This is a genomic window from Bacillus sp. F56 (genome assembly GCF_001748205.1).
Classification (GTDB): Bacteria; Bacillota; Bacilli; order Bacillales; family Bacillaceae; genus Bacillus; species Bacillus stercoris.
In genome coordinates this window covers 478798-503934 of record NZ_BDFC01000004.1, presented here as the reverse complement: position 1 = coordinate 503934, position 25137 = coordinate 478798, and the positions used below count along the sequence as shown (strand labels likewise).

Here is a 25137-nt window from a genome sequence, read left to right as displayed (position 1 = left end):
CTAGCCCCCTTTTTCACAAAAATAAATAACGGGCACGATGCACGTTATTTAATTTGCATGAAATTGTCTTTGTTTCCGTAATATCCGTATTCAGAGTGCTTTGAAAGCTTTTTGCCGTTCATAATCGCCCCAAGGAGCTTGCTATTGCACGATTCAAGTGCTTCTTTCGCTTTTGCGGCTTGTTCTTTTTCTGTTTTTCCGCTTGAAATAACCAGAACAGAACCGTCTGCCACGTTGCCTAAAATCTGTGCGTCTGCTACGGCAAGAATAGGCGGCGTATCAAAAATCACCATATCATATGCCGCACTCGCTTCCTCAGCAAGCTCCTTCATCCACTTCGAGGAGAGAAGCTCGGCCGGGTTTGGCGGGATCGGTCCGCTCGTCAGCACGTCAAGATGTTTTTCATTTGAGGCTTGCACAGCTTGCTCCATTGAGCTTTTCTTTAATAAAACAGATGTTAAGCCAACCGTGTTTTCAAGAAAAAAGGCCGTATGTACTGTTGGTTTCCGCAAATCAGCATCAATCAGGAGCACTTTTTTTCCCTGTTGGGCAAATACGACAGCCAAATTGGCGGCCGTTGTTGATTTCCCTTCCCCCGGACAAGCCGATGTGATCATAACTGATTTCATTTGCCGGTCCACTGAAGCAAATTCGATATTCGTGCGAATCGTCCGATATTGTTCAGAGTTCAAGGATTTCGGTTCTGTCATTGCAATGACATTCCTGCGCATCCAAGAGCCTCTGCTTTTTCTAAGCGCCAAAATGTCCACTCCCCGCTTTTTCAGATTGGAAACCCTGTATGGCTTTTGCTGTTTTCTGCTCCTTCGCAATGGTGGAAACCGTCCCTAAAACAGGTATGTCCAGCAGGGATTCGAGCTGCTCTTCCGATTTGATCGTATTATCCAAATGCTCAAGCAGGAAGGCCAGTCCGATGCTTCCCGCCAATCCGGCCGCAAACGCGATGGCAATGTTTAGAAGCGGCTTTGGCGATACAGGCGACGGATGTTCTGAAACCTCGGCTTTTGACAAAATGCTGACATTATCAACATTCATAATGGATGTGATTTTGTCTTGAAAGACAGACGCGATGGTATTGGCAATATGAGCCGCTGTTTCCGCGTTTTCATCCCTGACCGATATGTTGACCACTTGGGAGTCCTGTTCGCTGGATACGGTAATTTTGTCATTCAGTTCTTGGGATGTCATCGACAGGCCCATTTCTTTAATGACTTCATCTAAGATGGCAGGGCTCTTAATGATGACATTGTACGTATTGATTAACTGAAGATTGGTTTGAACATCGTTAAATTGGACTTCTTTTCGGTCGTTTTTCGATTGATTGACCAGAATCTGAGTTGAATTTTCATAGATGGGTGTAAGTGCGAAGAAACTAATGAGTCCGCCTGCAGCAGTGGCAGCTGCGGTTACAATCATAATCAAAAGTATGCGTTTTGTTAACGTTGATAATATCTCTTTTAAGCTAGTAGATTCTCCCATGATACCTCCAAATCTCTTATAACATCCTTTTCCATCTACGATTATACAACGTTGAAACCGCATTTCTAAAGCTTTTCACGTGACATAATTCGACATTTTTTCACAAAACGTTATGTTCCTTCATTTTGTGTAAGCGCTTTATCAACTGTCTTGACACTGCTGTCTCTTTTTCTCTTATTCAGGCAGTCACGTCATCTCGCATAAAAAAATCCCGCAAAAGGCGTGCGGGATTTTTATGTTGCATATCCATTTTTAATATGAGAAATCAAATTTTCAAGCATTTCCTTCGTCGTCATTTCAGATGACTGCTCACCAATTTCATGTGCATGCATCAAAATTTTCAGAAATTCTTCTTGATTCAATTTCTTTTCACTCATCTTTTTTTTCCTTTCAGCTTCCATAAGTTGAAAACACGATTATTATATGATGCCGGTTATCAATTTGCAATCTCTAATACATCATTCGACACATCCCATTTTTTATGTCCTTTTTCAGGAAAAACTTTTTAAGGCCGATGTGTTGCGATATAATAGAGAAATTGGATCTTTTTATTACGTGACTCGGTTAGGAGCGATAATCATGCTTCAGAATATGATTTCCAAAGACGATGTGCTGGCATCTGCTGAACAGTTAAAGGAACTTCTTCCTTACAATGAGGAAAATGTTCAGCTGATCAAAAAAGCCCTTATTTTATATCGGCAGGATTCAGTCTATCGTTTACAAGCAGTGAGTCCGACGGAAATTACGGCTTACGTGCAGGATGTTGTGCCTGTGCGGGTCACATTGAACTTGTTTGTCATAGTCAAAAGCGGCTGTTCATGTCCGTCCGGAAGAATCTGCCGCCATATGCTGGCTGTGTTTTTATATGTATATGCAATGTTCGAGCGAGTGGGTACTTTTACAGAGTATTGGCTGGAGAGGGAAAAGCTTGAGGAAAGCAAGGAGCTCGTCCGCCGCCAGTTTCAGGAAAAGGTGCTGCCGAATGAAGAATCGCTTTCAAGCTGGCTCACTTTTTTTGATTCAGAGTTTTCTCTCTGGCAGGCACGCACGCCAGAAGGCAGCCAAAACATGCAGGGCCTCTATTACGGCTACCTGTCCGCATTAAAAAAACATGCGCCGAACAAACCGGAGCTGAAAAGCCTGTATCAGATTCATTCTGCGATTGCGGTTTGGCTTCGCATGTTCACATTGATCGAAGCAGGCAAGCTGAACCCCGAACAAGATTTTTATTCCCTCAATCCGTACGTTGAACAGCTGATGGATACAATCTACAGCTCTATTGATAAATTAAAAACGTACGCACTGTCTTTTGCGCTCGATCCATTTTTGGATAAAACACCGGATGTTATCCGGCATTTGCTGTTGAAAGAAGAAATTTTCCAATATGAACGCATCCGTGTCTTTGGTGAAATTTGGAGTGCGCTGCTTTCGCGTCCAAAATGGGTGACACGCGAACAGGAGATATTGAAAAAAGAAGCAGGACGGCGTTTTTCTCCTGAATTGCAATTCGGGCGCCTGCATTTGGAGTTCCTGCAAAAGAATGATGACGTGATTTTTGCGGAAGTTGATCAATTCCCGCCGGAAGCGCTCCCTTATACGTTCCAATGGCTGAGTGAAATGACTGCCAAGAAGGACTGGAAACGGCTTAAAACATGGTACCAGCAAATTGAACCGATTGCGATGGGTTATACGAAGCTGGATAAGCCGTTTAAAGAGATTCGCGATGTGATCGGCGAGCTGTTCCTTCTGCTGAATGCCTATGTGAAGCAAACCAATGATCAAGCGCTGTTTGAACGCTATGCCGCGGGCTGTCTGCCGTATACGTTCACAGAATACAGCCATCATTTATATGAAAAAAAACGCTATGCCGAGTGGATTGAAATTCACAGCCTTGTCGGCTTTTCCATCAATGAAATGGATAAAATCATGCTGAAGGAAATTGGAGCGAGCGACCCAGAGGCGCTTATACCCGCTTACCATAGAGAAGTGTCCTTTTTTATCGATCAGAAGAACCGCAGCTCGTACAAAGAAGCCGCACGGTATTTGAAAAAACTGCGCACCCTGTACAGAAAAGCAAAGAAGCTGAAGGTGTGGGAGCGGTATATTCAGCAGCTGAGCTCACATTACAAGCGCCTGCGCGCGCTTCAAGAAGAACTGCAGAAAGGAAAGTTGATTGATGGCGAGTCTTAAAGAAATTCTCATCCACGTCGAACAAATGGAAGATGGATCATTTACGCTCTCGGCCTTTGATGAGAATGAGCAGCCTCTTCCCTACAGCCATATGAAAAAGCATTTGTTCCAATGGCATGAATCCTCATTTTACGGAACCTTTCTTGAGGATGTCAGCTTCATCGGGACGACTGCTGTTCTGCTATCTCCATGGATGACTGTAGAGCTTCTCGGCAAAAACTCGTTCAACTCATTCAGCTCCGTGCAGCTTACAAAAGAAACGGAGCCGCTGATCGAGGCGGCATCGACCATCTATGAATTTATCGCAGACGGCGATTTTATGCCTGACTATGAAGCATGGACAAACGGTGTTTTTCGCTGGAAGGACCGCGACAATATATTGGAAGGATTTACTGCGGAATGGTTTTCCGCTGCCGTTCAGGATTACATCCAATATGACGATGACCTCCTGGAAAAATGGGAACACATCAAGGAGAAATCGCCTGCGGTTACGACATTCCGCGGCCATTTTCTTGATGAAGAGGATTTTTTGGAGGGGATTGGCTGGATTGACGATCAATCTCCATTTACAGTCGGCTTGCGCTTAAATGAACCGGACTTTGACGGAGACGATTGGAAAATCGAAATGTTTTTACGTGATAAAAAGAGCGGTACTGTAGAATTTTTTGACGGGCTGAAGAGCCTCAAAAAATCGTGGCAGGCGTACAGCGATAAAATTGCGCGTGAGCAGGACCGCTTTCACAGAACGGTTCCGTGGCTGTCATTTGATTCCGGGACGACCCTGATCTCTGAGGAAGAAGCCTGGATCTTCCTATCAGAAGCAAGTGAGACGCTTGTCGATATGGGCGTTGAAATTCTGCTCCCATCCTGGTGGCAGATCGTCAGAGACAGCAACATGATGCTGAAGGCAAAAGTGTCGTCCGCCCCGCGCGGCGAGTCATTTGTCGGCATGAATGCGCTGCTTGACTTCAACTGGCGGTTTGCGACAAATGGAATTGAGCTGACCGAGGCTGAATTTAATGATCTCGTCGCCAGCAACAGGCGCCTCGTTAATATACGGGGGCAATGGGTAAAAATCGATCCGCAGTTTATCAAACAGATGAAACGCCTGATGGAAAAAGCGGAATCGGAAGGACTCCACATGTCCGATATTCTGGCGCGTGAACTAATGGATCAGGGGGAAGGCGGGCTTGAGGATTCAGATTTGATTGATACATCCGCTTTTGCCGGTATTCAATTTGATCTGTCCAAACAGCTCAGGTCACTGATTCGAAAGCTCACTGCCGCAGAAAACCTGCCGGAGCACGAAGTCAGCCCTTCTTTCCAAGGGACACTCCGCCCTTATCAGAAATACGGCATGAACTGGCTGCTATTTCTGCGGGAAAGCGGTTTTGGCGCCTGTCTGGCTGACGATATGGGGCTTGGGAAAACGATTCAAATGATCGCCTATTTCCTGCACGTGAAGGAAAGCGGCCGGCAAAAAACGCCTCATTTGATTATCGCGCCGACATCCGTACTCGGCAACTGGCAGCGGGAGCTTCAAACCTTTGCCCCTGATCTGTCTGTCGCGCTCCATTATGGGCCGCGCCGTATAAAGGGTAATGATTTCGCCGCTCATTACGAAAACGCAGACGTGGTGCTCACTTCATACGGGCTGTCTCATGCTGATTCGGAAGAGCTTTCTTCTGTGACCTGGAGCACGATTTGCCTTGATGAAGCGCAAAATATTAAAAACGCGCATACGAAGCAATCACGCGCAATCAGAAAGCTGAAGGGGCTTCATCATATCGCGTTGAGCGGCACGCCGATGGAAAACCGTCTGACTGAGCTGTGGTCCATTTTTGACTTCATGAATAAAGGCTACCTCGGCAGTTTGACAGGCTTCCATAAACGCTATGTGCTGCCGATTGAAAAAGACCGGGACGAAAAGAGAATCGGACAGCTTCAACAGTTAATCCGGCCGTTCCTTCTGCGGCGGACGAAACGTGATGAAGAGGTCGCGCTTAATCTTCCTGAGAAGCTGGAAGAAAAAGAGTTTATCCCGCTGTCAGCCGAACAGGCGTCACTTTATGAGCAGCTTGTCAAAGACACTTTTGACCATATGACATCACTGACCGGCATGCAGCGAAAAGCGCTGATCCTCAGCATGCTCGGACGGCTTAAGCAAATATGCGATCATCCCGCGCTCTATTTAAAGGAAGAGCAAACCGAGCTGCTGGCTGGCAGATCAGTCAAGCTCGAAAAATTGCTGGAACTGATGACAGCGATCCGCGCCCAAAACGAAAGCTGCCTGATTTTCACGCAATACATTCAGATGGGGAACATGATGAAGCGGCTGCTTGAAAAAACGTTCGGGGAACCTGTGCAATTTTTAAACGGGAGTCTCTCCAAGCAGGAGCGGGATACACTCGTTGAGAAATTCCAGAGGAAAGAATATCCGACACTGATTCTTTCACTCAAAGCTGGAGGTACGGGACTTAATTTGACCGCCGCCAATCACGTCATCCATTATGACAGGTGGTGGAACCCAGCGGTTGAAAATCAAGCGACTGACCGTGCATACCGCATAGGCCAAGAGCGCTTTGTCCACGTTCATAAAATGATTACGACTGGAACAATCGAAGAAAAAATTGATGCCATGCTCGAATCGAAGCAAACCCTGAACGATCAAATTATCCAAAGTGAAAACTGGATTACCGAGCTTTCCACACAGGAGCTCGAAGAACTGTTTACATTAAGCGCAACAGCGCAATGATCATGACTAAAAAAGCTGGCTCTATAGAGCCAGCTTTTTTCCGTTCATAGCCGTCACGCCGAATTTCCAAGAATCCGTTACGCCGGTTATCAACAAGGATGCACTTTTGGTGCAGCACCTATACCTATAGCAAATGCTTAATCATATGTGCAACACCATGTTCGTCATTGGTCAAGGTGACAGCGTCGGCTATCGCTTTAATATCTTTCCGGGCATTGCCCATCGCTACCCCTTTTCCCGCAGCCTCAAGCATCGATTTGTCATTTAAACTGTCACCTACAGCCGCGGTTTCCTCGAGCGGAATGCTCAGCCGTTCCGCAAGCCTCTTCAGCGCCTGCCCCTTGGAAGCTTTGCGAGAAGAAAGCTCAAAGTTGTGCTCAGCCGAACTGACAAGCGTCAAATCTTCAGCGTGCTCATATCTTTTCCAGCCTGCCTCAAGCTTTTCTTTAAGGAAAGAAAAGCCGAGAATATTATAAAAATCGATTGGCTGATCCGCTTCAAACAGCTCTTGAAAGGAATTAATGTAAGCAAAGCCCGATTGGCTGTATTGCACCTCGGCAGCCTGCATAAGGACAGAAAGATCTGCTTCCGGATTTGCGCTTCTGAATCGGTCCAGTTCAACGTCTAGAAGTTCTCTGCCGTTTTGCGGTGTATAAATGGCTGAACCTGAGAATACCTCGTAATAATAGTTTTCTGATTCAAGCCATGAGAGAATGTCATACGCCCTTTGCTTATCAATGGTTTCGTGATGATAAAGCCTGCCGTCGGGATCGTGAATGACGGCGCCGTTTGCGCTGATGACCCACGTTTTGATCCCCAGCGGTTCAAAAATTGACCTGACATCAAAGTGAGCGCGCCCAGTTGACACCACCACTTCAATGCCGTCCCGCTGCGCCTGCCGCAGTGCGTTTTCATTTTCCAAGCTCACCTGATGCTTGCTGTTGAGTAAGGTTCCATCTAAGTCAATCGCAATTAATTTCATGTTTGTCAGCCCTTTCCTTCATCCTGCTCTGTCACGAGAAGCTCCACGCCGTTGCGGTCAAGCAAGTCACAAAATGCCTGACTCGGCAGCCTGTCTGTGATCAAGAGATCGATTTCATTCAGCTCTGCATACTGATAAAAACTGGTGCTGCCCAGCTTCGAATGGTCTGCAAGCGCGATTACCTGCTTTGCCTGCTGAATCATTTTCCGCTTCACCATGCCATCTTCTTCATGCGCAATGGTAATGCCGTGTTCGGAAATACCGACCACACCGATCACCGCTTTATCGACGTGGTAGCTTGAGAGCTTTTCAATCACAGAGGCGCCGTACAGAAAGCGGTGCTCCTTTTCCAGCTTGCCTCCCAGCAGATAAATTTCAATTCCTTCTTTATCGGACAGCACATCCGCAAGATTAATTGAGTTGGTGATTACGGTACAATCAACCGCTTGCAAATGCTTTGCACAGGCCTGAACGGTTGTCGAAGCATCTAAAATCACCCGGTCACCATCATGAATAAGCGATGCTGCAAGCCTGCCGATCTTGTTTTTTTCCTCTGATACTGTTTTCAAGCGGCCGGAATAGCTTTGAATTTTCTGATGAACAGTCGGCAAAATGGCCCCGCCTCTAGTGCGGATGATGGCATTCTGTTCCTCCAGCTTTACTAGATCGCGTCTCGCTGTATCCCTTGACACTTTCAAGAGCGTACAGATTTGCTCTGTTGTAATTCGGTTATGCTGTTTTAAAAAATCCAAAATCGCTACTAATCTTTCTTCTTGGTACACGCCCTCATTCCTTTTCTTAGCAATCATCTTTAAGTAATTATAAGTTTTTTATCAATTTTATTCAACACTATTAAGTGTTTTTAAGCAAAAACGCATCATATGAACCAATTTTTCCTAAATAAACAAAAAGAAAGAACCAGTCTGGTCGACTGGTCATTTTTGAGGGGATGATGCGGAGATCCGAATGAGTGAATGGATAGAAAACGGGAGGAGCGGGGGTTGTCAATCAGCAGCTTTTTCCCGGGGTTTAGGGTCCATAAAACGAACAGTGTCAGCCAATACTTCTGTTACATACACGTTAACCCCTTCTGCGTTTTCATAGCTTCTTGTCTGAATCCGTCCGCTTACGCCGACAAGAGAACCTTTTTGGCAATACAACGCGGTGTTTTCAGCTGTCTTTCTCCAAAGTGTGCAATTGACGTAATCAGCTTCGATTTCACCTGAAGCATTTTTGAAGCTGCGGTTCACCGCGAGCGTAACGTGGGCGACTGCCGCACCGGCGGAAGTGTAGCGAAGCTCGGGATCTTTTGTAAGACGTCCGACAAGCATGACCTGATTGAACATGCGATTCCTCCTCTCCTTGCGGTTGTATGTATTGTAAATGATGCAAAAAGAAAAGAAAAACGCTTAAAAATGGCTTTCAGCCTCTGTTTTTATCTTTCGTTTTCATTTTCCCTTCAGCTAAAAACATCTTTTGCTTTTTCCCTTTAAAGAAATATGTACTTTTTAAAAAACGGAAAAAGATTTGCTTCGTCAGCCAATTTTGCGTATTCATGCGCACATAGGAAGAACCATCCCACGCAAACCACTGAAAGCTCAACTTTTTTTCCGGCATTGACAGCTTGATTTTATACTGCTCCATGCCATCTTGTGTTTCGTATAAAAAACTTATCCTTCCTTTTTTGTTCAGATGGACCTCAAACACTTCCTTACGGCTTAACATATATGTTACTTCCTTTTGAATCAAATGGTTTTCAGAAGGAGCGCCGTCAATATAAATTTCCTTTAAACGAAATTGATTCATACCACATCTCTCCGTAATCCATAGTCAGTTACAGTATAATGAAAAAATAGAAATTATTAAATGTTTCGCTCATACAAAATTCTTTAGCCCCAGCATTGCAGCATTTTTTCCTCGAAAACGTTTATGTTATAATGGAAGGCAAGAAATCTTTGGAAGTAATCGGGGTGAGAAGAAATGAAAACCTTTAAACTGGTTGACCTGAATGTGGAACGAGTGGACAAGGAAGAACAATCAATTGAACAGTTTCCTCTTATTGACGGACTGATTATCAATAAAGAAGACGGTGAAAATCACTGGCTGATTGAAGCGCTTGTACAGAAAGAACATCTGTCTTTTTTTGAACAGCTTCAAAACAGCCAATCTGAAGCCAAAGTATTTGTAACGATTACGAAAAAAAGCAATCGCCCCGCCCAGCTGACAGCAGCAGTGAAAAATATCGTCGAGCTGGAAGACAGCATACAGGTTTTACTCTACGGACAAATGGTCACAAGAAAACAGCAGGGCACTGAGACCATACTCGAATCCCTTGTAAAAGAGGGCTATACAGGAACAAAACTTATTGAGGCATTTAAGCAAAAAATATAAAAAAGAAGCGAAAAAGCCGCCGTTCTAAAACGGCAGCTTTTTTTCACTCTTGCATAATTAATTGGTATGGCCAAAAGAATCAACCAATTCCCCTTTCACAACGAGGCGCCCTTCGGTTTTGACCGCCTTGTCACATGTGATTAACGTAATCTCCTTTTTGTTTGTCTCCTCAATTACATCTGCATCCATTTCCGATATGATGTCTTTAGATGTCACAGAATAGATATAATCCTTTTTAAAACCCGTGATAACAATTTGGGCACCTGTTTTTACGCTTTCCAGAGGTCCGAACAGAAGACTCTTTTGCTTCAAATGATGGCCCGCCAACGGATAATTCCCCTCGCCCATTTTTTGATCCGGGCGCATTGTTGCCGCCCCTATCAATAGATTTTCGTTGGTTGTTCCTTTTACGATCGGAAGCTCCAGATCGACACTTTTAATCGTTATCCGTCCAATAACCGCTTTTTGATCGTGTTCAAAGCCGGCCTTTATAGCATCCATCAACTCAGGCGGTTCGATTGAATCAAATTCAAATTCCGCTTCTCTCTCATTATTTTTTTTCAGCTGCTCTACAGTTAAGGCCGACTCACTTTGGCTTTTGCTAAGATAGGCTATGATTCCTCCTTTGATATAAGGAGAAGAGATCAGCAGCAGTCCTAAAAGAATGAACACCGTAATGATCATTTTTTTGTACATGCAAAAAACCCTTTCTTATGCTTCCTTCTAAAAATGCGCCTTGTCAGTTTCACTTTTAAAAAAGCACCTGATCGGTTCTTCAATGATCAGGTGCCTTCCTCTTTATCCTTTTCTTTGTTTCTTTCTTGAGGCAACAGCTAAGCCTCCGCCTGCCATAAGCAGCAGGATGCCAATCATGGCCGTCAGCATGCTGTCTGCATCTCCGGTTTTCGGAAGGGTTTTGTCTGTGTTCGTCTGACCATCCGAGCTGCCATCTGTACCATTGTTTTTCGAATGATCTCCATCATCTTTACCATTTCCGCCCGGTGTAGGTTTATCAGGATGATCATGTTTATCTGGCGTTGGTGTTTTCGCTTTTTGATTAGAAACAACGATCTCAACAGCTTTTGACTGTCCTTTTTCAATTGTGAATTCAATCGGTGTTTCATCAAGTTTGTAACCTTCGGGAGCCTTTGTTTCAATCAACTGATAGCTTCCAGGCGCAAGGCCTTTTACAGTGAACTGCCCAGTTTGATCCGTTTTCCAGAGTTCAGAAAGCTCTTTTCCATATCCGTCAGTTTTTACAGGCTTGCCGCTTTCATCCAATAACTTGAATTCAGCGCCTTCCAAAACGGTATTTTTATCATCTTGATCCACTTTTTTCACATTTACGTCACCTGGTGCCAAAATGTTTTCCGCGGTGATTTCGACTGTTTTCGTGTCTGTGTTTGTGATCTTGAACGATATAGGAGTTTGGTTCAACTCATAATCTTTAGGCGCTTTTGTTTCAACAAACTGATATTCGCCAGCTTTAAGGCCGTGCACCGTGATTTGTCCTTTGTCATCGGTAACCAAACCGGACTTCAGCACTTTGCCGTTGGCATCTGCCAAATTGAACTCCGCGCCTTGCAGAACTTTATTTTTATCATGCTGATCCACTTTGGTGAGAACGACAAGGTTCTTTGTATTAACCGCTGTCACTTTCACTTGCTCAGGTTTGCCGCCATATTCTGCTTTAATGGTGAATGACACTGGTTTTTCGGATAAAAGATATCCATCTGGCGCCTGTTTTTCAACAAATTGATAGCTTCCCGGCGCTAACCCGTCAACTTCAATTTTACCGCCTTCTTTTGAGACTAGATCGTCTCTCACAGTGTTCCCATCGCTGTCCGTGATTTTGAATACCGCACCTGCTAAGCCTTTTCCATCTTGGTCTTCCTTCGTCAGCTGAACCGATCCTTGATAGTTCACGACGATTCCGGCATCTGCGGATTTTGGCTTTCCTGCTGCTGATTCAGAAATGATAAACTCTTTTTTCTCCGTGTTCAGCACATAACCGGCTGGCCCTTTCGTTTCCACAAAGGCGTAGCGTCCCGGCGCAAGACCCGTAGCCTTCACTTTTCCGTCTTTATCGGAAGTCAGCTCTTCTTGAACCGTATTTCCTTTTTCGTCGATAATGTTGAAAACTGCACCTTCAAGCTTCTTGCCTTCAGCATTTTCCTTCGTCAACTCAACGGAGCCTTTATGGTTAATAGCGATTCCGGCATCTGTAGCTTCAGGCTTTCCTTCAAAGGAATCAGAGATCTCAAACTCAATTTTCTCTGTATTCAGCACATAGCCCGCTGGCGCTTTCGTTTCAACAAAAGCGTAGCGTCCCGGTGCAAGGCCTGAAGCTGCGACTTTCCCGTTTTTATCCGAGGTCAGTCCTTCTTGAACCGTATTGCCTTCCTTATCGATAATTTTAAAGACGGCTCCTTCAAGCTTCTTGCCATCGGCATCTTCCTTCGTCAACTCAACAGAGCCTTTATCGTTAACGACGATTCCGGCATCTGCGGCTTCAGGTTTTCCTGCTGCAGATTCTGAGATGGTAAATTCTTTTTTCTTTGTATTCAGCACATAACCCGCTGGCGCTTTTGTTTCCACAAAGGCGTAGCGGCCCGGCGCAAGGCCCGAAGCCTCAATTTTTCCTTCCTTATCTGAAGTCAGCTTCTCTTGAACGACCTTTCCATCTTGATCGACAATGTTGAATACTGCGCCTTCAAGTTTCTGGCCTTCAGCATTTTCCTTCGTCAGTGAGACTTTCCCTTGATAGTTGGTCATTTTTCCTAAATTCACATCAGACACTTGATTCTTTTCATTCTTTGCGATTGAGAAGTGAATCGCTTTTGTATTTACGATAAAGCCTGCAGGAGCTTGTGTTTCTGTCAAGCGATAGTAGCCCGCCGGCAAACCGTTCATTTCTACTTTTCCGTTTTTATCAGATTTGATATCTGTTCGTATGAGAGTATAGGTGCCGTCATTTGACTTTTTCTCCAGCTTGAAAACAGCACCTGCCAAAGGGTTGTTTTGTTCGTCTTGTTTGATAAGCGTCACCTTGTTCTGTTGATTTACGACTTTGTACAGCGCTCCTGTCTTGGAGGAGTTGCTGTCTATTTTCACAGAGACTCCTTTTGCATAAGCATCACTGATGGTATATCCGTCAGGCGCTTTTACTTCTTTTAATACATAGGAACCATAGCGAATATTTCCAAATGCAAGCTTCCCGCCGGCATCCGTCGTGCCAGTGCGGAGGAGCTGTTTGGAGTCCTCAGACCATAACTGGAATTCTGCTCCTTCTAGAGCTTTATCGTCCTCTCCAGTCTTAAAAATCGTCAGGCTTCCTTTTTCTCCAGATCCGGAACCGTCACCGCTTGAAATAGCAACAAAGATCGAGCTGCTGTTTTCTTGAGTCTGCTCCTTCACATTAGTTCCTGAAATGGACACCTTATTTTTAACATGGCCGCTCGTGCCGGCTATGTTAATCAGAGACCGGTATTTAATCACATAGGCACGGTCAATTTGTTTATAGCTTCCTATAAATGTAAGGACAAATGATTGTTCACCTGTTGTATTGTCCGTTTTGATGTCTAACGTGTAATCCTTGTCTTTTTGAAGCTCAAGATCGCCCGCGGTCAGATTTCCGCTGCTGTCTTTGACCACTCCGTTTTCATCATATTTTGCTTGATATACTTTAAAAGAATCTACATCTAAAATTTGATTTTCATCCGGCGTGTCTGTGACTTTTACATCATCCAGCGTTGATTGGCTGGAGTTGACATTGATGTTCCAATCGATGTAGTTTCCATTTTGTTTGCCGCCTTTGAAAACCAGGCTTCCTCCGTTCGTAACTGAAACAGAGCCCGTCAACGTACGGTCTGCATAACCGTCATTATAGTAGGTTGCCTTGTTTGTGTACTGATTCTGATCAATGACCTGCCCTTTGAGTGATGTCTTAAACTCAATCAGATATGGTACAGAATCGCCTGTTTTAAGATGTACCGTCAGAGTGCGTTGATTATTCGCAGAAGGCTCTTCGACATCATACTTGGAAGGATCAAGCGCGTCTCCTTCTGTGATCGAGCCGTTTTTATTGATCGTATAACTCTTAACGACAACGGAACCCGGCACAAATTGCTGAGGATCTGTTATGGCATCTTTGATATAAGGTTTTTTCGTCGGCTCGCCGTTATAGTTGACGCCGATTTTCCACGTGATTTCCTTTGAAACCGCGTTATACGAACCGTTTTTAAACCCATTATTTGAAGTCTGGTGATTCGGCGTAAAACTGCTTGATACTTTATTCGTGCGCTCATTGCCGTTTTGATCAGTCCATGTCGACTGAGCTGTATTCTTAACGCTTTCGTTAGAATAATCGGCATTGAATGTTGTCGTATAAGTGATCTTAAATTGACTGTCTGTTTTTGCATAATCCCCGATCAATGCCAAAGTAAAGCCTTTATGATCCGGTTTTTTTGTTAACGTGTAGTCTTTGTCTTTCTGCAATGTTTTGTTGTTCGTTATGTCTTGAAGCTTGAACGATTCATCAAGCAGAACCATTCCGCCGCTTTCAAATTGATCATCCAAAGCCCAATTGTGCATCAAGTATTTATTTTTATTAACGGTAATCGTCCAATCAACCGTCTTCTTTTCATAATCTACGTTTGAATATCCTTTGATGAGATTCTGCTGAATGGCTATTCCGGAAGCTTCTTTTGAATCCCCTGTTCCGGTCACCACGCTATTGGTATATGTTGTAGATTTATCAATGATCACTCCGCTGTTGACCTTTGTTTGATATGTGATTTTGTAAGCGCTGGTAATGGTTTTATTAAATTTGATTTCAAATCCGCTTCCATTATCGATCAGCGTGTAGTCTTCGCCTTCCTTTAAAGGCGTTCCCGCTTGCTCGCTGCCATTCTGTCCAAAGGTAATAGGAACAACCTTCAAGGAATCTTTTACAAGATGCAAATCGCCAGTTCCAAAAGAATCTTTAATGCTGGCCTTGGATTGGTCGATCTGTTTCTCACCATAGTTGTATGCAAGAGCCCAGCTGAATGTTTGAGATTCTCCATCATAGCCTGTTGATGATTTCGCGATCATTTTTCCATATTTGGCTGCAACAGTGGCTTCTGCAGAAATGGGCTCCAGTTGATCTCCGCTGAATGCTGCTTTGTTCGTCAGCGTTATATTTCCGCCTTCACTCGGCTTCGCACTATTATCAATGTCGGTTTCGTATACAAGACGGTAGGCTGAATCAATTGTCCCGTCAAATGTGACATTTCCTTTTGAATCAACACTGTAGCCGGAAGAAACTTCATTTCCTCTGCTGACAGAACCATCAATGTTCACATTGAGTTCATACACTTTAACTGAACGGTAGATTACGCCATCTGGAAGGCTTTCCGTGAGTTTGGCATTTTTGACTTGATCCAACTTTTTATTGACATCGACCGTCCATGTTACTTTACCAGGGTTGATGCCTTTATCCAGCACACCAGATTTATCAACGGTTTTACTCACATTGGGTTTAAAATAAACTGTTGTTTCAGGCGTATCGGCATTCACAGGGAATGGAATCTTTTGTGTTGTCGAACCCGTTATTTTTTTCTCGTTGAACTGCGTATTGATAACCAAAGTACCTTTGACATGAGAACTTTCTTTTATCTCGCCGTTAAATGTCATCACCACATGTCCGTTCGTATCAATAGAAAATGTCCCGTAGGTGGTGTCTCCGGCGCTTAACGGCAGGTTCACAAGGTCATTATGCATAATAAATTCTTTAGGCAAATCAAATTCATATTTATCGCCGGCATTGATTGTTTTTCCTAAATCGTCGGGAATGGCCCAATCAATTGAAATTTTCACCGGAGAATTCGTATTGGCGCGATTGCCCTTGTCATATGGCTCTCCGTTTGCATCCGTCAATGTCACGCCAGTTAAAATATTTTGCGTGATTTGTTTTTCTTCAGTTTGCAAGCTTTTGAAAGCTGATTGACTTGAGGATGACACTTTTTTTGAGTCATCACTCTTAGAGGATTCGCCGCTCTTAGAGTCCGCTGACGGCTGTTGTTCTTCCTCTTTTTGCTCCTTGCTGGCTGAAGGTGCAGATTTGTCATCTTTCCCTTCCTGATCACCCGCAGTATCAGAAGAGTCGTTTTTTGGCTCTTCCGCCTCGCCATCTGGTGTCTCCTCTTTCTTAACAGGGATGATCACCTGCTGGGTTTTGCCTCCCCCTAGCTGAAAAAGGGCTGCTGCTGTATGTTCATCGTCTTTTACGTCTGCAGTAAACTTAGCTGGCAGTGTAATGATCCCCTTGGCATCAAGAGAATCCGCGGATGCAGTTGTTAATTTTACCGTCATGGTGCTGCTGCCCGCCGGCACTTGATAGCTGCCGATGACCTGATCAGCAGATTTGATCTCACCTTCTGCACCTTTATCAAATGTAAAGCTTTTAGGTATCTCCACATTGATATCCTGTTCGCTATCTGCTTTTTTGACTTTTTCCAATGACCATTCATATGTCAGTGTCACGTCGTCCTCCGGTGTTAGTGCCGGTTCACTCCCTTTTGATCCGTCAACAATCCGGCCCTTAGCGTCCTTAACTGTTACCGAATCGAAGAATTGACTGTCACTTGGCGTTACACCTACAGCCTGCGCTGTAAGAGTATAGCTGGCGATCTGGCTGAAGAAGAAAAAGATAGCAAGGCTTATGATCATGACGATCCGCCCGCTTTTTTTCAGCCCTAAGGGAAAACTCCTCGTTCTCAACTTTTCATTCCTCCCTCTCATATCTATTTTTCACTTGCCGATTGATCCGCGAGACCATAACATCATGTCTCATCCCCCACAATGAACTGCTAATACCGAATGTGCTCCAAAACTAAGATTTGCCATCCGAACCAAACTACATTGTATGAAATGGAACTATACAATTTCTGTACAACTCAAAAATCATGTATGATTGAAGTGAATTGGAGAGTTGAAGATTCAACCAGGAGACATATGGCGAGGGCCTTCCCTTTAGCTGACATGCACAAAAAAACCAGTGTGCATCGAAAGGCAATCGACACATACTGGTTTGGAGTTTTTTAATTAATTTGATCCTTCATTTGTTTGTAACGCTGATATTCTTTTATCGCCTCTTCTACCTTCCCGTTTTTGTTAAATAGCTGCAGCTTGTATTGCATGATTTTATGATCACAAGGCTCAATTTTCTCGGCTTGCAGGCAAACGTCCATCGCTTGATGATCGTTCATTTCCTGAATATGATAATCGATCAGTTCATAGGCCTTTCCAAGCCAAAGCTGGGAAAGACGCGCCTTTTCCGGTTCTGCCCAAAGATAGCCGTGCTCCATTAGATAATGATTTTGATAGGACATGAAAATATCCATGTGCAAATGTAATGTAGCTGCATTTAGCGGCGGCGCCCCTTTTAGTGATTTTTCCCATTCCACAACATCGATTTTTGCGCCTGAAAGCCGAAGAATATATCCAGTATCAGTCTTCTCGATTGTTTGGCTGAAAGGGATCTGGCTGAATAATTTTCGTATTTGATAAATGGTCGAGTAAAGCTGGGTGCTTGCTTTTGAAATATCATAATGAGGCCAAAAAAGATCGATCAGCATGTCTTTACTGACCACACGGCCATGATTGTGAAGTAAAAATAAGTATATTTCACGTGCTTTCGACGTTCTCCACTTGACTGGAATGTTTGTTTTGGCACCCTTTAAGATTTGATGAAACTGCAGGCTTCCAAAGCATTGGATCGCAAAATGCGCCTCGGTATTTTCTGCATTTTGTCTGAGCATATGATTTGTTTTGATTCGTTCAACAGTAGTCTCAAGCCGCTTGTATACGACAGGCTTCAGCAAATAATCAATGGCATTCAGCTCAAACGCTTTGATAGCAAACTCATTATAAGCCGTGATGAAAACGACTTGGATGTTTTCATTCATCGATTGAATGGCCTCAGCAAGCTCAATGCCATTTACCCCCGGCATTTCAATATCAAGAAACACCGCATCTACAGCAGGAGTCTCAGGATGCTCCAAGGCTTCAACCGGATCTTGATACGCCATAATAGATTGAAAGGCGTTTGTTCGTTCAAGCATTTTCTTAAAATGAAGCAATGCCAAGTGCTCATCATCAACAATTAACGCTTTCACAAAACATCCCACCCTATATGTAAAATCGAGATATCAGTAAATAACTTCTATTATATCATGACAAATAACCCCTTTATCTGGATTCTTTTTCTTTCTATTGTAGTTTTTGAAATTTTGCACTTACAATATTTATAAAAAAATAGGAATTTAGAATGATCTGATCCTATTTGAATAAAGGAGCCATGATATGAAAGAGAAATTCATCTTTACTTCGATTATTTTCGGTTACGCTGCATTCTTTATGGTTTTCATTGCCATTGACTATTCTTCCGGGTCAACGCTTCCTGAGGCAAGGCATGGGGTCATGAACTTAGAGAATTGGGATTTTCAGAAGGATGGGAATGTACAGCTGAACGGAAAATGGGCATTGTATCCAAATCAGTTTCTGTCACCAAAAGAGATCGCTACAGCAAAAGGAAAAGATCCTCTCTTCGTTGATGTTCCCAGCAATGTAAAGCTGTCCAAACAAGGTATGAATGTAGATTACGGAACATATAAGCTAACCATAAGATCAAAGCAAGACCATCAGGTATTTGGGATCAGCACGTCGTTTATTTACAGCGCCAATCGCATCTATTTTAATGGACAACGCATTGGCCAAAGCGGAAGTCCTTCAGATAATCCTGATTTCGCGGCACAAAACCGCCCATATACGAGCTTTTTTACGCTTCACAAAGGTGACAATGAACTTGTCGTACAATTTTCGAACTTCGGAAAAACGCCGGGATGGGGAATCGCAAAGCCAATTACTTTTGGCACTCAGGACCAAATAGTGCGGGAAAACAAAATTTCCTTTCTTAATGATACGATCATGATTACAGCTTTTTTCATTACCGGATTATATTTTCTGGGCTTTTTCCTGCAAAGAAAAAAAGATAAACATTTGTTGTTTTTTTCTGTTATGTGTCTTCTGTTTTCGTTCATTATTCTGATGATCGGAAAAGAGCGGATTATATTTCTCCTTTATCCGTCAATTTCATTTTCATTGCTAAATTCATTGAGGGCCATCTCTACAGTGCTTGTCAGCATTGCGGTTTTTCTCTATCTCTATTTTGCTTACAGAGAGATTGTTTCAAAGCGTTTTATTCGCATAGCCACCGTTTCTTCCGGACTGGTCTTAGTCACAGATTTTTTAACCGTCGGTTTTATCGGCCATACCTCGTACATCTTACATTCTGTGCTAGCCGTCTCGACTCTGGTTTATATTACATATATTTTTACGATTGCTGCGATCCGCAAAATGGAAGGAAGTCTGTATCTGACCATCGCCTCTATATCAATGAGTGCTTTTGTCATTTTAACCACCATATCAGCTTATAGCGGCAAAACAGCCTTTTCCTTTAATTCGATTTATTCATTGCCAACAGTTATCGCTTTGCTGGCGATCGTTCTGCTAATGGCACAGCAATTCGCCGGGGCATTCCGTGAAAATGAAGTGCTATCGTGGAAATTGCTCAAAAGTGACCGTTTAAAAGATGAATTTATCGCCAAAACATCACATGAATTCAAAACACCGCTGAACAGCATCATTAATATATGCCAGACCCTGCTGGCCGGCAAAAGAAAAAGAACAATAGAAGAAGAGAAGGAAAATATGCAGCTCGTCATCCGCATGGGCTACAGGCTGTCCAATCTCGTAAATGACATCTTGGATTTAGAAAAAATAAAGCAGGGCATGCTTCAAATCCACCCGGTTCCTGTTGATATTTATACTTTAGTTTGTTCGGAAATGAATTTCTACAATCTTTTATCTAGACATAAAAACTTGAATATGGTGAATCATATCCCGGACGATCTTCCTTTAGTGCTCGCGGATGAAAACCGCTTCCGCCAAATATTAACCAATTTAGTCGATAATGCAATCAAATATACAACAGAGGGCCAAATCACACTTTCTGCTTCAAGACTGAACGACAGCATGATCAAAGTGACAGTAATGGATACGGGAAGCGGCATTTCAGAAGCTGATCGCCAAACCATCTTTGAGTCTTTTCAGCAAGCCGAAGCGAATAAAGACGATGGTGCCGGTCTTGGCCTTAGCATTGTCAAACAGCTGGTTCAGCTCCAAAACGGAGACATTTGGGTCGAATCGAAAGAGGGAAAAGGTTCGGCATTCCATTTCACATTGCCAATCGCCCAAAATGAATCTGTATCTGAAACAAAGAAACGTCTTCCTGAATTGCATTCCAGGAAAGATCTGTCGGATATCTCATTTAGCACACCTTATTACTCTGAGCGTATTGACGCTCCAACCATTCTGATAGTCGATGATAACATTGATAGTTTGAAAATTTTGAGCGATATGCTTGAAGGTGTGCCCTACAATGTGATTGCTGCGAAGAATGGAAAGGAAGCATTAGAAATCATCTCTTGCACGAAGCTTGATTTGGTTATTTTGGACTTGATGATGCCGGATATGACTGGTTTTGAAGTCTGTATGAAAATTCGCGAACGATTCAGCATGGTCGATCTCCCGGTTCTGATGATTACAGCAGCCATTATCGGCCATGACAAATACAAGGCGTTTCATGCCGGAGCGAATGACATTTTGCAAAAACCTTATCATTACTCTGAATTTATGGCGCGTATTCAAAACCTGATCATGATGAAACATACAGCAAATCAAGCGACAAGAATGGAAATGGCATTTCTCCAATCGCAAATCAAGCCTCATTTTCTTTATAATGTCTTAAACACGATTATTTCTCTCACGCATTTGGATATTGAAAAGGCCCGGGAGGTAACAGAGGAATTTACCAACTATTTGAGAATGAGTTTTGACTTTCAAAATACATCTGCCATCAGTTCCTTCAGACATGAGCTTTCGATTATCAATTCCTACCTTTCTATAGAAAAAACGCGATTCGGCAATCGGCTTGAGGTTCTTTTCGATATAGATGAAGACATCGACTTTATCCTTCCGCCTTTAATGATTCAGCCCTTGGTGGAAAATGCCGTTCTTCACGGTGTCAGCAAGAAAAGAGGCGGAGGATGGATCAAACTGACAGCTAAAAAACAAAGCAAAAATGAGTATTACATTAAAGTAGAGGATAACGGTGCGGGGATGCATCCGGAAAAACAAAAAGATCTCTTATCTGCGGATTTCGATCGCAGCGTCGGATTAAAGAATATCAATCAGCGGCTGAAACATTTTTGCGGAAGCGAGTTGATGATCAGCAGCAATCCGGATGCAGGCACCTCAGTCTCAATGCTCATTCATCTCGCTGAAACAACGGAAAGCCCCGCGGGACTGAAGGACATAGAACGCACCTAAACGAAAAAAGAGATAAAAAAAGACGCCGTTTCTAACGGCATCTTTTTTATTCCGGCGACTTCGTTTGCTGCTTCAGCAGGTCTCTGATTTCTTTCAGCAGCTCCTCCTGCGCATCCGCAGCTTCCTCCGCCGCCTCTTCTTCTGCTGCTTCTTTTTTGCGCCTTAATCCATTCAAAGTCCGAATGACGATAAAAATGGAGAACGATATAATTAAGAAGTTCACAATCGTCTGTATAAAGCTGCCATACTTCACTACAGCGTCGCCAAACGTAAACGACAGGCCTGAGAAGTCAAGCCCTCCCAGCAGCAAACCGACCAAAGGCATAATGATATCATTTACTAGAGATGTGACAATCTTGCCGAAAGCGCCGCCTATCACAACACCAATCGCTAAGTCTACGATATTTCCCCGCATGGCAAAGGCTTTAAATTCATTCCACATACAATCACCTGCTTTTCTATTTTTGTAAAGAAAAAGGCAAATGTGCCGCTGGCCATCTGCCTTTTTTCATTTATTCTCCGAGGGCAAAAGTCAGTTCAACTTCGCAAACGACCTCGCCATCAACTGTGGCAACGCCTTTTCCGCGCCCGATTGTGCCGCGGGCACGAATGATTTCAACCTCAAGGTGAAGCTGGTCACCAGGCTTGACTTGTTTTTTAAAGCGGCAGTTATCGATGCCTGCAAAAAAAGCCAGTCTGCCGCGGTTTTCTTCTTTAATCAGCATCGCAACAGCTCCGACTTGAGCAAGCGCTTCTACGATTAATACGCCGGGCATAACCGGATACTGAGGAAAATGTCCGTTAAAGAACTCTTCATTTGCGGTTACATTTTTATAGCCTTTCGCCCGTTTACCCTCTTCAACTTCCGTAATCCGATCCACAAGCAAAAACGGATAACGGTGAGGAATTATTTCTTTAATTTGCTGAGTATCAAGCATTGTCTTGACATCTCCTTCATCTGCATTAGTATGTATAGCAATCATCAAAGATCCAATCTGTACATTTGAAAAGTATATTATGAATTAATCTCTTTTTCAACCGCGCCAAAATGTAACCAACTGTCAATGAGAGCCGTCAAAAGTTATGATATGATAATTATAGATTTTACCAATAGCAAAGAGGTAGGAAAATGATTTCGAAGTTTATTGAAAAAAGAATGCTAAACATGTTAGACGAGTGGTATTCCGCAATGAGCAAACGCAAAATGAATCACGTTTGCACACTGAAAGAGAAAATTGACCAGCACCTTCCGAAGATCAAAAAGAACACAAAGCTTTGGGTGCGTTATCAATTGTTTCAGGCCCGCCATCAGCTGCTTTTTGAAAACCAGAACGGACTCGATTCATTGTTCGATGACCTATATGGCCTGGAAGACAAAATGGATGATGAATTGAAGTATTATCTGTATTTTTTCTCTGGATTATATGAAATGGTCAAAACAGCTCCGAAACATGCAGTACATCATTTTAAAAAAGCTGAACAGTACCTGGCCGCCATTCACAATACGTTTGAAGCCGCTGATTTATATTATCAAACCGCAGGCGCCTATTACTTGATGAAATCACCGCCGCTTTCCATCCAATACGTCAAAAAAGCATTACACATCTATTTGCACCAATTCGGCTATATTAAAAAGGTAATCACCTGTAAACTTTTGCTCGCCGTGAATTATATTGATCAAGAACGCTATGAAAAAGCTGAACAGCTTTTCAAAGAAATCATTAACAAAACCCAGCAACTACATGACGAAAACCTGCTATGCCACGCTTATTACAACCTTGGCTTTTTAAAAGCAACCGAAAAAAAAGACCAGGAAGCGCTTCTTTACTTTAGAAAAGTATTAAAGAATCAAGAATTTGAATTGAATTCACCAGTCTCATATCTTCATTGTGTGTACGAGTCTGTCAGAGCGCTTTTTAAAACAGGTAACATCACAGAAGCTAAAGCCGTCCTTCAAAAAGGAAAAGAATTATCTGAAAAGGTAGACATTCAAACCATTTATTTAAAGTTAAAAACGCTTGAAGCCCTCTACACCTCAGCGGAAGATCCCTATGAGCAGCTGCTCGAATATGTGATTGAATTAGAAAAAATCGAGGCGTGGGTGGATTTAGAAGTCCTGCTAGAAGATATTACGGAATACTACAAAAAAAAGGACGATTTCGAAAAAGCCGCTTTTTTTATCATGCGCGGCTGATTGAAAACGCCCATTTTCTTATTATCTGACTGAATTGATTAAACCGAGCATTTGATCTCCCATTGTGATCGTTCTGCTGTTCAGCTGATATGAACGCTGGGACGTAATCAAATCTGTCATTTGTTCTGAAATATCGACATTGGACATCTCAAGTGAGCCCTGCTGCATGCCAATGTTTTGTCTATTTGCGCCATTCAGCTCTTCAAAAGCTGCCGCATTATCAATAGAGAAAAGGTTATTCCCTTCCGATTTCAGCTCTTGAGGGTTATTCACTTGGACAACCCCAAGGTTAAACCGCTGGACCGCATTTCCGTTAGAGGCGGTTAACGTGCCGTTCTTATTGATGGTGATATTCTTCATTGAACTGTCGATGTTCACTGTATTGCCGTTTTCATCAAGAACCGGATACCCATTTCCAGTAACGAGCTGAAGCTGGTTGGCATTATTGGCTGAAGGCGTTAAATATAATGCTCCGTCTCTCGTATACTGGCGGTTTCCATTTACATTCACCTGAAGATATTGGTATGGTGACGTAAACGCGATATCAAGATCACGATCTGTCTTCTGAACGCTTCCTTGACCAGAGACAAGGCGTGAATTCATCATCGCTCCGACGCCAAGGCGCAAGCCGGGCGGCGTTTTTCGGGCTTTTGCCACTTCCTCGTTTTTTTCATCAACCTGATCGAATTGCTGTCTGACAAGCTCAGAAAAATTCGTATCTTTTGCCTTATAGCCGGTTGTGTTGCTGTTTGAAAGGTTGCTGCTGATTGTGTCAATCTGCTGCTGCAGCTGGTTTAAGGTTGTTGATGCCGTTAGCATTGACCTGAGCATGGTTCATGTCCCCCGTTTTTCTCTTCCGTTATCTTAAATTTTTCCGATTTCATTCGCTGCTTTATCCATACTTTTATCGTAAGCCTGAATAACCTTCTGATTCGCCTCAAACGATCTGTACGCTTCAGTCATTTCTGTATAGGCGCTCGTCACATCCACGTTTGAAAGCTCTGAGATGCCTTGTTTTAATGAATAGGATACTTGATTATTTCCAGCTGCGCTTGGCAGATCATTGCCGTCCGCCGTGCTGTACAAATCGTTTCCGTCCCTTTTCAGATTGCGGACATCTTCCGCCATTCTGACATCAATCTGGCCGGCTGTCCGTCCGTTTGTTGCCACAGTACCGTTTTCAGACACAGTGAAATTCTCATTATCAACAGTAATTGGCTGGCCATCCGTCGATAAAACAGGGCGTCCGTTGATCGTCAGCTGATTATTCTCATTTAGTGAAAATGTGCTGCTTTTTGAATAACGGATTCCATCCGCTGTTTGAACCGGATAAAAAAGAGCCGCGTTTTCATTGGTTTCCGCATTGATCGGAACTTGATTTTCGACCAATGCAATGTCTGTAGGCTGTTCTGTAGACTTCAGGCTCCCCTGTGTAAGGAGTGGCTTAAGCTCCTGCATGTACACTCCCGTATTCACGGAACCGATTTCCGTCCTCGATGTTCCGGCCGGAGATTTTGATTCAATTCTGCTGAGCAGCATCTCAGGGAACGCTCGCATCGAGCCTTGATCAGCTTTATATCCTGATGTATTTGCGTTTGCAATGTTATTTGAAAGCATTTCCGTTCTTCTTTGCTGGGCAATCATTGCGGATGTTGCTGTATATAATCCTTTTAACAAATTTCCCACCTCTAAAAA

Annotated in this window: 19 protein-coding genes and 1 pseudogene; 6 read left to right on the top strand and 14 right to left on the bottom strand. The window is 43.3% G+C overall.

Annotated elements, in window-relative coordinates:
* Nucleotides 1–44 precede the first annotated feature (44 nt).
* From ptkA to BFW96_RS02695, 3 genes are all read right to left on the bottom strand, one after another.
* Complete coding sequence (ptkA, locus tag BFW96_RS02705) at nucleotides 45–761, bottom strand: tyrosine-protein kinase PtkA (RefSeq protein ID WP_069838561.1); 717 nt, start codon at nucleotides 759–761, stop codon at nucleotides 45–47.
* A complete protein-coding gene (gene tkmA / locus BFW96_RS02700) occupies nucleotides 751–1497 on the bottom strand; it encodes a protein-tyrosine kinase activator TkmA (protein WP_069838560.1) in 747 nt (248 codons plus the stop codon). Before tkmA ends, ptkA begins: the two co-directional genes overlap by 11 nt.
* A 233-nt stretch (nucleotides 1498–1730) precedes the next feature.
* Nucleotides 1731–1874, bottom strand: a complete 144-nt coding sequence (locus BFW96_RS02695; RefSeq protein WP_003242876.1) for a YwzD family small protein — start codon at nucleotides 1872–1874, stop codon at nucleotides 1731–1733.
* A 202-nt stretch (nucleotides 1875–2076) separates the two neighbouring features.
* Between BFW96_RS02695 and BFW96_RS02690 the strand changes: the two genes are divergently transcribed.
* Together BFW96_RS02690 and BFW96_RS02685 are read left to right on the top strand one after the other, a co-directional pair.
* Nucleotides 2077–3687 carry an SWIM zinc finger family protein gene (locus BFW96_RS02690; RefSeq protein WP_069838559.1) on the top strand — a complete coding sequence of 537 codons (1611 nt, stop codon included), beginning with the start codon at nucleotides 2077–2079 and terminating at the stop codon, nucleotides 3685–3687.
* A complete protein-coding gene (locus BFW96_RS02685; protein WP_069838558.1) occupies nucleotides 3674–6442 on the top strand; it encodes a DEAD/DEAH box helicase in 2769 nt (922 codons plus the stop codon). Before BFW96_RS02690 ends, BFW96_RS02685 begins: the two co-directional genes overlap by 14 nt.
* A gap of 124 nt (nucleotides 6443–6566) precedes the next feature.
* Here BFW96_RS02685 and ywpJ read toward each other — a convergent pair whose 3' ends face one another.
* From ywpJ to ywpG, 4 genes are all read right to left on the bottom strand, one after another.
* Nucleotides 6567–7424 (bottom strand): phosphatase YwpJ, encoded by an 858-nt coding sequence (gene ywpJ / locus BFW96_RS02680; RefSeq protein WP_069838557.1) that lies wholly within the window; start codon nucleotides 7422–7424, stop codon nucleotides 6567–6569.
* A gap of 5 nt (nucleotides 7425–7429) precedes the next feature.
* Nucleotides 7430–8206, bottom strand: a complete 777-nt coding sequence (glcR, locus tag BFW96_RS02675; protein ID WP_069838556.1) for a transcriptional regulator GlcR — start codon at nucleotides 8204–8206, stop codon at nucleotides 7430–7432.
* 222 nt (nucleotides 8207–8428) lie between these two features.
* Nucleotides 8429–8770 carry a single-stranded DNA-binding protein SsbB gene (ssbB, locus tag BFW96_RS02670; RefSeq protein WP_014665657.1) on the bottom strand — a complete coding sequence of 114 codons (342 nt, stop codon included), beginning with the start codon at nucleotides 8768–8770 and terminating at the stop codon, nucleotides 8429–8431.
* A gap of 76 nt (nucleotides 8771–8846) precedes the next feature.
* Nucleotides 8847–9230 (bottom strand): DynA interaction protein YwpG, encoded by a 384-nt coding sequence (ywpG, locus tag BFW96_RS02665; protein ID WP_014665658.1) that lies wholly within the window; start codon nucleotides 9228–9230, stop codon nucleotides 8847–8849.
* 174 nt (nucleotides 9231–9404) lie between these two features.
* Between ywpG and BFW96_RS02660 the strand changes: the two genes are divergently transcribed.
* A complete protein-coding gene (locus BFW96_RS02660) occupies nucleotides 9405–9815 on the top strand; it encodes a YwpF-like family protein (protein ID WP_069838555.1) in 411 nt (136 codons plus the stop codon).
* 57 nt (nucleotides 9816–9872) lie between these two features.
* Here BFW96_RS02660 and BFW96_RS02655 read toward each other — a convergent pair whose 3' ends face one another.
* From BFW96_RS02655 to BFW96_RS02645, 3 genes are all read right to left on the bottom strand, one after another.
* The gene (locus tag BFW96_RS02655; RefSeq protein WP_069838554.1) at nucleotides 9873–10511 is read right to left on the bottom strand and encodes a class A sortase; all 639 of its coding nucleotides are present in this window, start codon (nucleotides 10509–10511) and stop codon (nucleotides 9873–9875) included.
* Between the two features lie 102 nt (nucleotides 10512–10613).
* Nucleotides 10614–16577, bottom strand: a complete 5964-nt coding sequence (locus BFW96_RS02650) for a SpaA isopeptide-forming pilin-related protein (protein ID WP_069838553.1) — start codon at nucleotides 16575–16577, stop codon at nucleotides 10614–10616.
* A gap of 320 nt (nucleotides 16578–16897) precedes the next feature.
* Nucleotides 16898–17974, bottom strand: coding sequence for a response regulator (locus BFW96_RS02645; RefSeq protein ID WP_069838552.1), 1077 nt, complete (start codon nucleotides 17972–17974; stop codon nucleotides 16898–16900).
* A 187-nt stretch (nucleotides 17975–18161) separates the two neighbouring features.
* On the opposite strand from BFW96_RS02645, the pseudogene BFW96_RS21800 reads away from it, so the two are divergent.
* Nucleotides 18162–20099, top strand: a pseudogene (locus tag BFW96_RS21800) (sensor histidine kinase); the annotation flags it as partial.
* Nucleotides 20100–20276: 177 nt separating this feature from the next.
* Nucleotides 20277–21248, top strand: coding sequence for a histidine kinase (locus tag BFW96_RS21795; RefSeq protein WP_234698026.1), 972 nt, complete (start codon nucleotides 20277–20279; stop codon nucleotides 21246–21248).
* A gap of 46 nt (nucleotides 21249–21294) precedes the next feature.
* On the opposite strand, the gene mscL is transcribed toward BFW96_RS21795, so the two are convergent.
* Both mscL and fabZ read right to left on the bottom strand, forming a co-directional pair.
* Complete coding sequence (mscL, locus tag BFW96_RS02635; RefSeq protein WP_014665664.1) at nucleotides 21295–21690, bottom strand: large conductance mechanosensitive channel protein MscL; 396 nt, start codon at nucleotides 21688–21690, stop codon at nucleotides 21295–21297.
* A gap of 70 nt (nucleotides 21691–21760) precedes the next feature.
* On the bottom strand, nucleotides 21761–22186 hold the full coding sequence (fabZ, locus tag BFW96_RS02630; RefSeq protein ID WP_003221796.1) for a 3-hydroxyacyl-ACP dehydratase FabZ: 426 nt from the start codon (nucleotides 22184–22186) through the stop codon (nucleotides 21761–21763).
* Nucleotides 22187–22377: 191 nt separating this feature from the next.
* On the opposite strand from fabZ, the gene rapD reads away from it, so the two are divergent.
* Entirely contained in the window at nucleotides 22378–23442 is a 1065-nt protein-coding gene (rapD, locus tag BFW96_RS02625) for an aspartate phosphatase RapD (RefSeq protein ID WP_069838550.1), read from the top strand.
* 21 nt (nucleotides 23443–23463) lie between these two features.
* On the opposite strand, the gene flhP is transcribed toward rapD, so the two are convergent.
* Together flhP and flhO are read right to left on the bottom strand one after the other, a co-directional pair.
* Complete coding sequence (flhP, locus tag BFW96_RS02620; protein WP_069838549.1) at nucleotides 23464–24273, bottom strand: flagellar hook-basal body complex protein FlhP; 810 nt, start codon at nucleotides 24271–24273, stop codon at nucleotides 23464–23466.
* A gap of 33 nt (nucleotides 24274–24306) precedes the next feature.
* Nucleotides 24307–25119, bottom strand: a complete 813-nt coding sequence (gene flhO / locus BFW96_RS02615; protein WP_069838548.1) for a flagellar hook-basal body complex protein FlhO — start codon at nucleotides 25117–25119, stop codon at nucleotides 24307–24309.
* Nucleotides 25120–25137: the final 18 nt, after the last annotated feature.

Excerpts from the sequence above, each read along its gene's own strand:
- ywpJ (WP_069838557.1), bottom strand. The coding sequence starts at position 7,424 with ATGAAATTAATTGCGATTGACTTAGATGGAACCTTACTCAACAGCAAG.
- fabZ (WP_003221796.1), bottom strand. The coding sequence starts at position 22,186 with ATGCTTGATACTCAGCAAATTAAAGAAATAATTCCTCACCGTTATCCG.
- tkmA (WP_069838560.1), bottom strand. The coding sequence starts at position 1,497 with ATGGGAGAATCTACTAGCTTAAAAGAGATATTATCAACGTTAACAAAA.
- ywpG (WP_014665658.1), bottom strand. The coding sequence starts at position 9,230 with ATGAATCAATTTCGTTTAAAGGAAATTTATATTGACGGCGCTCCTTCT.
- BFW96_RS02695 (WP_003242876.1), bottom strand. The coding sequence starts at position 1,874 with ATGAGTGAAAAGAAATTGAATCAAGAAGAATTTCTGAAAATTTTGATG.
- flhP (WP_069838549.1), bottom strand. The coding sequence starts at position 24,273 with ATGCTCAGGTCAATGCTAACGGCATCAACAACCTTAAACCAGCTGCAG.
- rapD (WP_069838550.1), top strand. The coding sequence starts at position 22,378 with ATGATTTCGAAGTTTATTGAAAAAAGAATGCTAAACATGTTAGACGAG.
- BFW96_RS02685 (WP_069838558.1), top strand. The coding sequence starts at position 3,674 with ATGGCGAGTCTTAAAGAAATTCTCATCCACGTCGAACAAATGGAAGAT.
- BFW96_RS21795 (WP_234698026.1), top strand. The coding sequence starts at position 20,277 with ATGCTTGAAGGTGTGCCCTACAATGTGATTGCTGCGAAGAATGGAAAG.
- BFW96_RS02660 (WP_069838555.1), top strand. The coding sequence starts at position 9,405 with ATGAAAACCTTTAAACTGGTTGACCTGAATGTGGAACGAGTGGACAAG.
- ssbB (WP_014665657.1), bottom strand. The coding sequence starts at position 8,770 with ATGTTCAATCAGGTCATGCTTGTCGGACGTCTTACAAAAGATCCCGAG.
- mscL (WP_014665664.1), bottom strand. The coding sequence starts at position 21,690 with ATGTGGAATGAATTTAAAGCCTTTGCCATGCGGGGAAATATCGTAGAC.
- BFW96_RS02655 (WP_069838554.1), bottom strand. The coding sequence starts at position 10,511 with ATGTACAAAAAAATGATCATTACGGTGTTCATTCTTTTAGGACTGCTG.
- BFW96_RS02690 (WP_069838559.1), top strand. The coding sequence starts at position 2,077 with ATGCTTCAGAATATGATTTCCAAAGACGATGTGCTGGCATCTGCTGAA.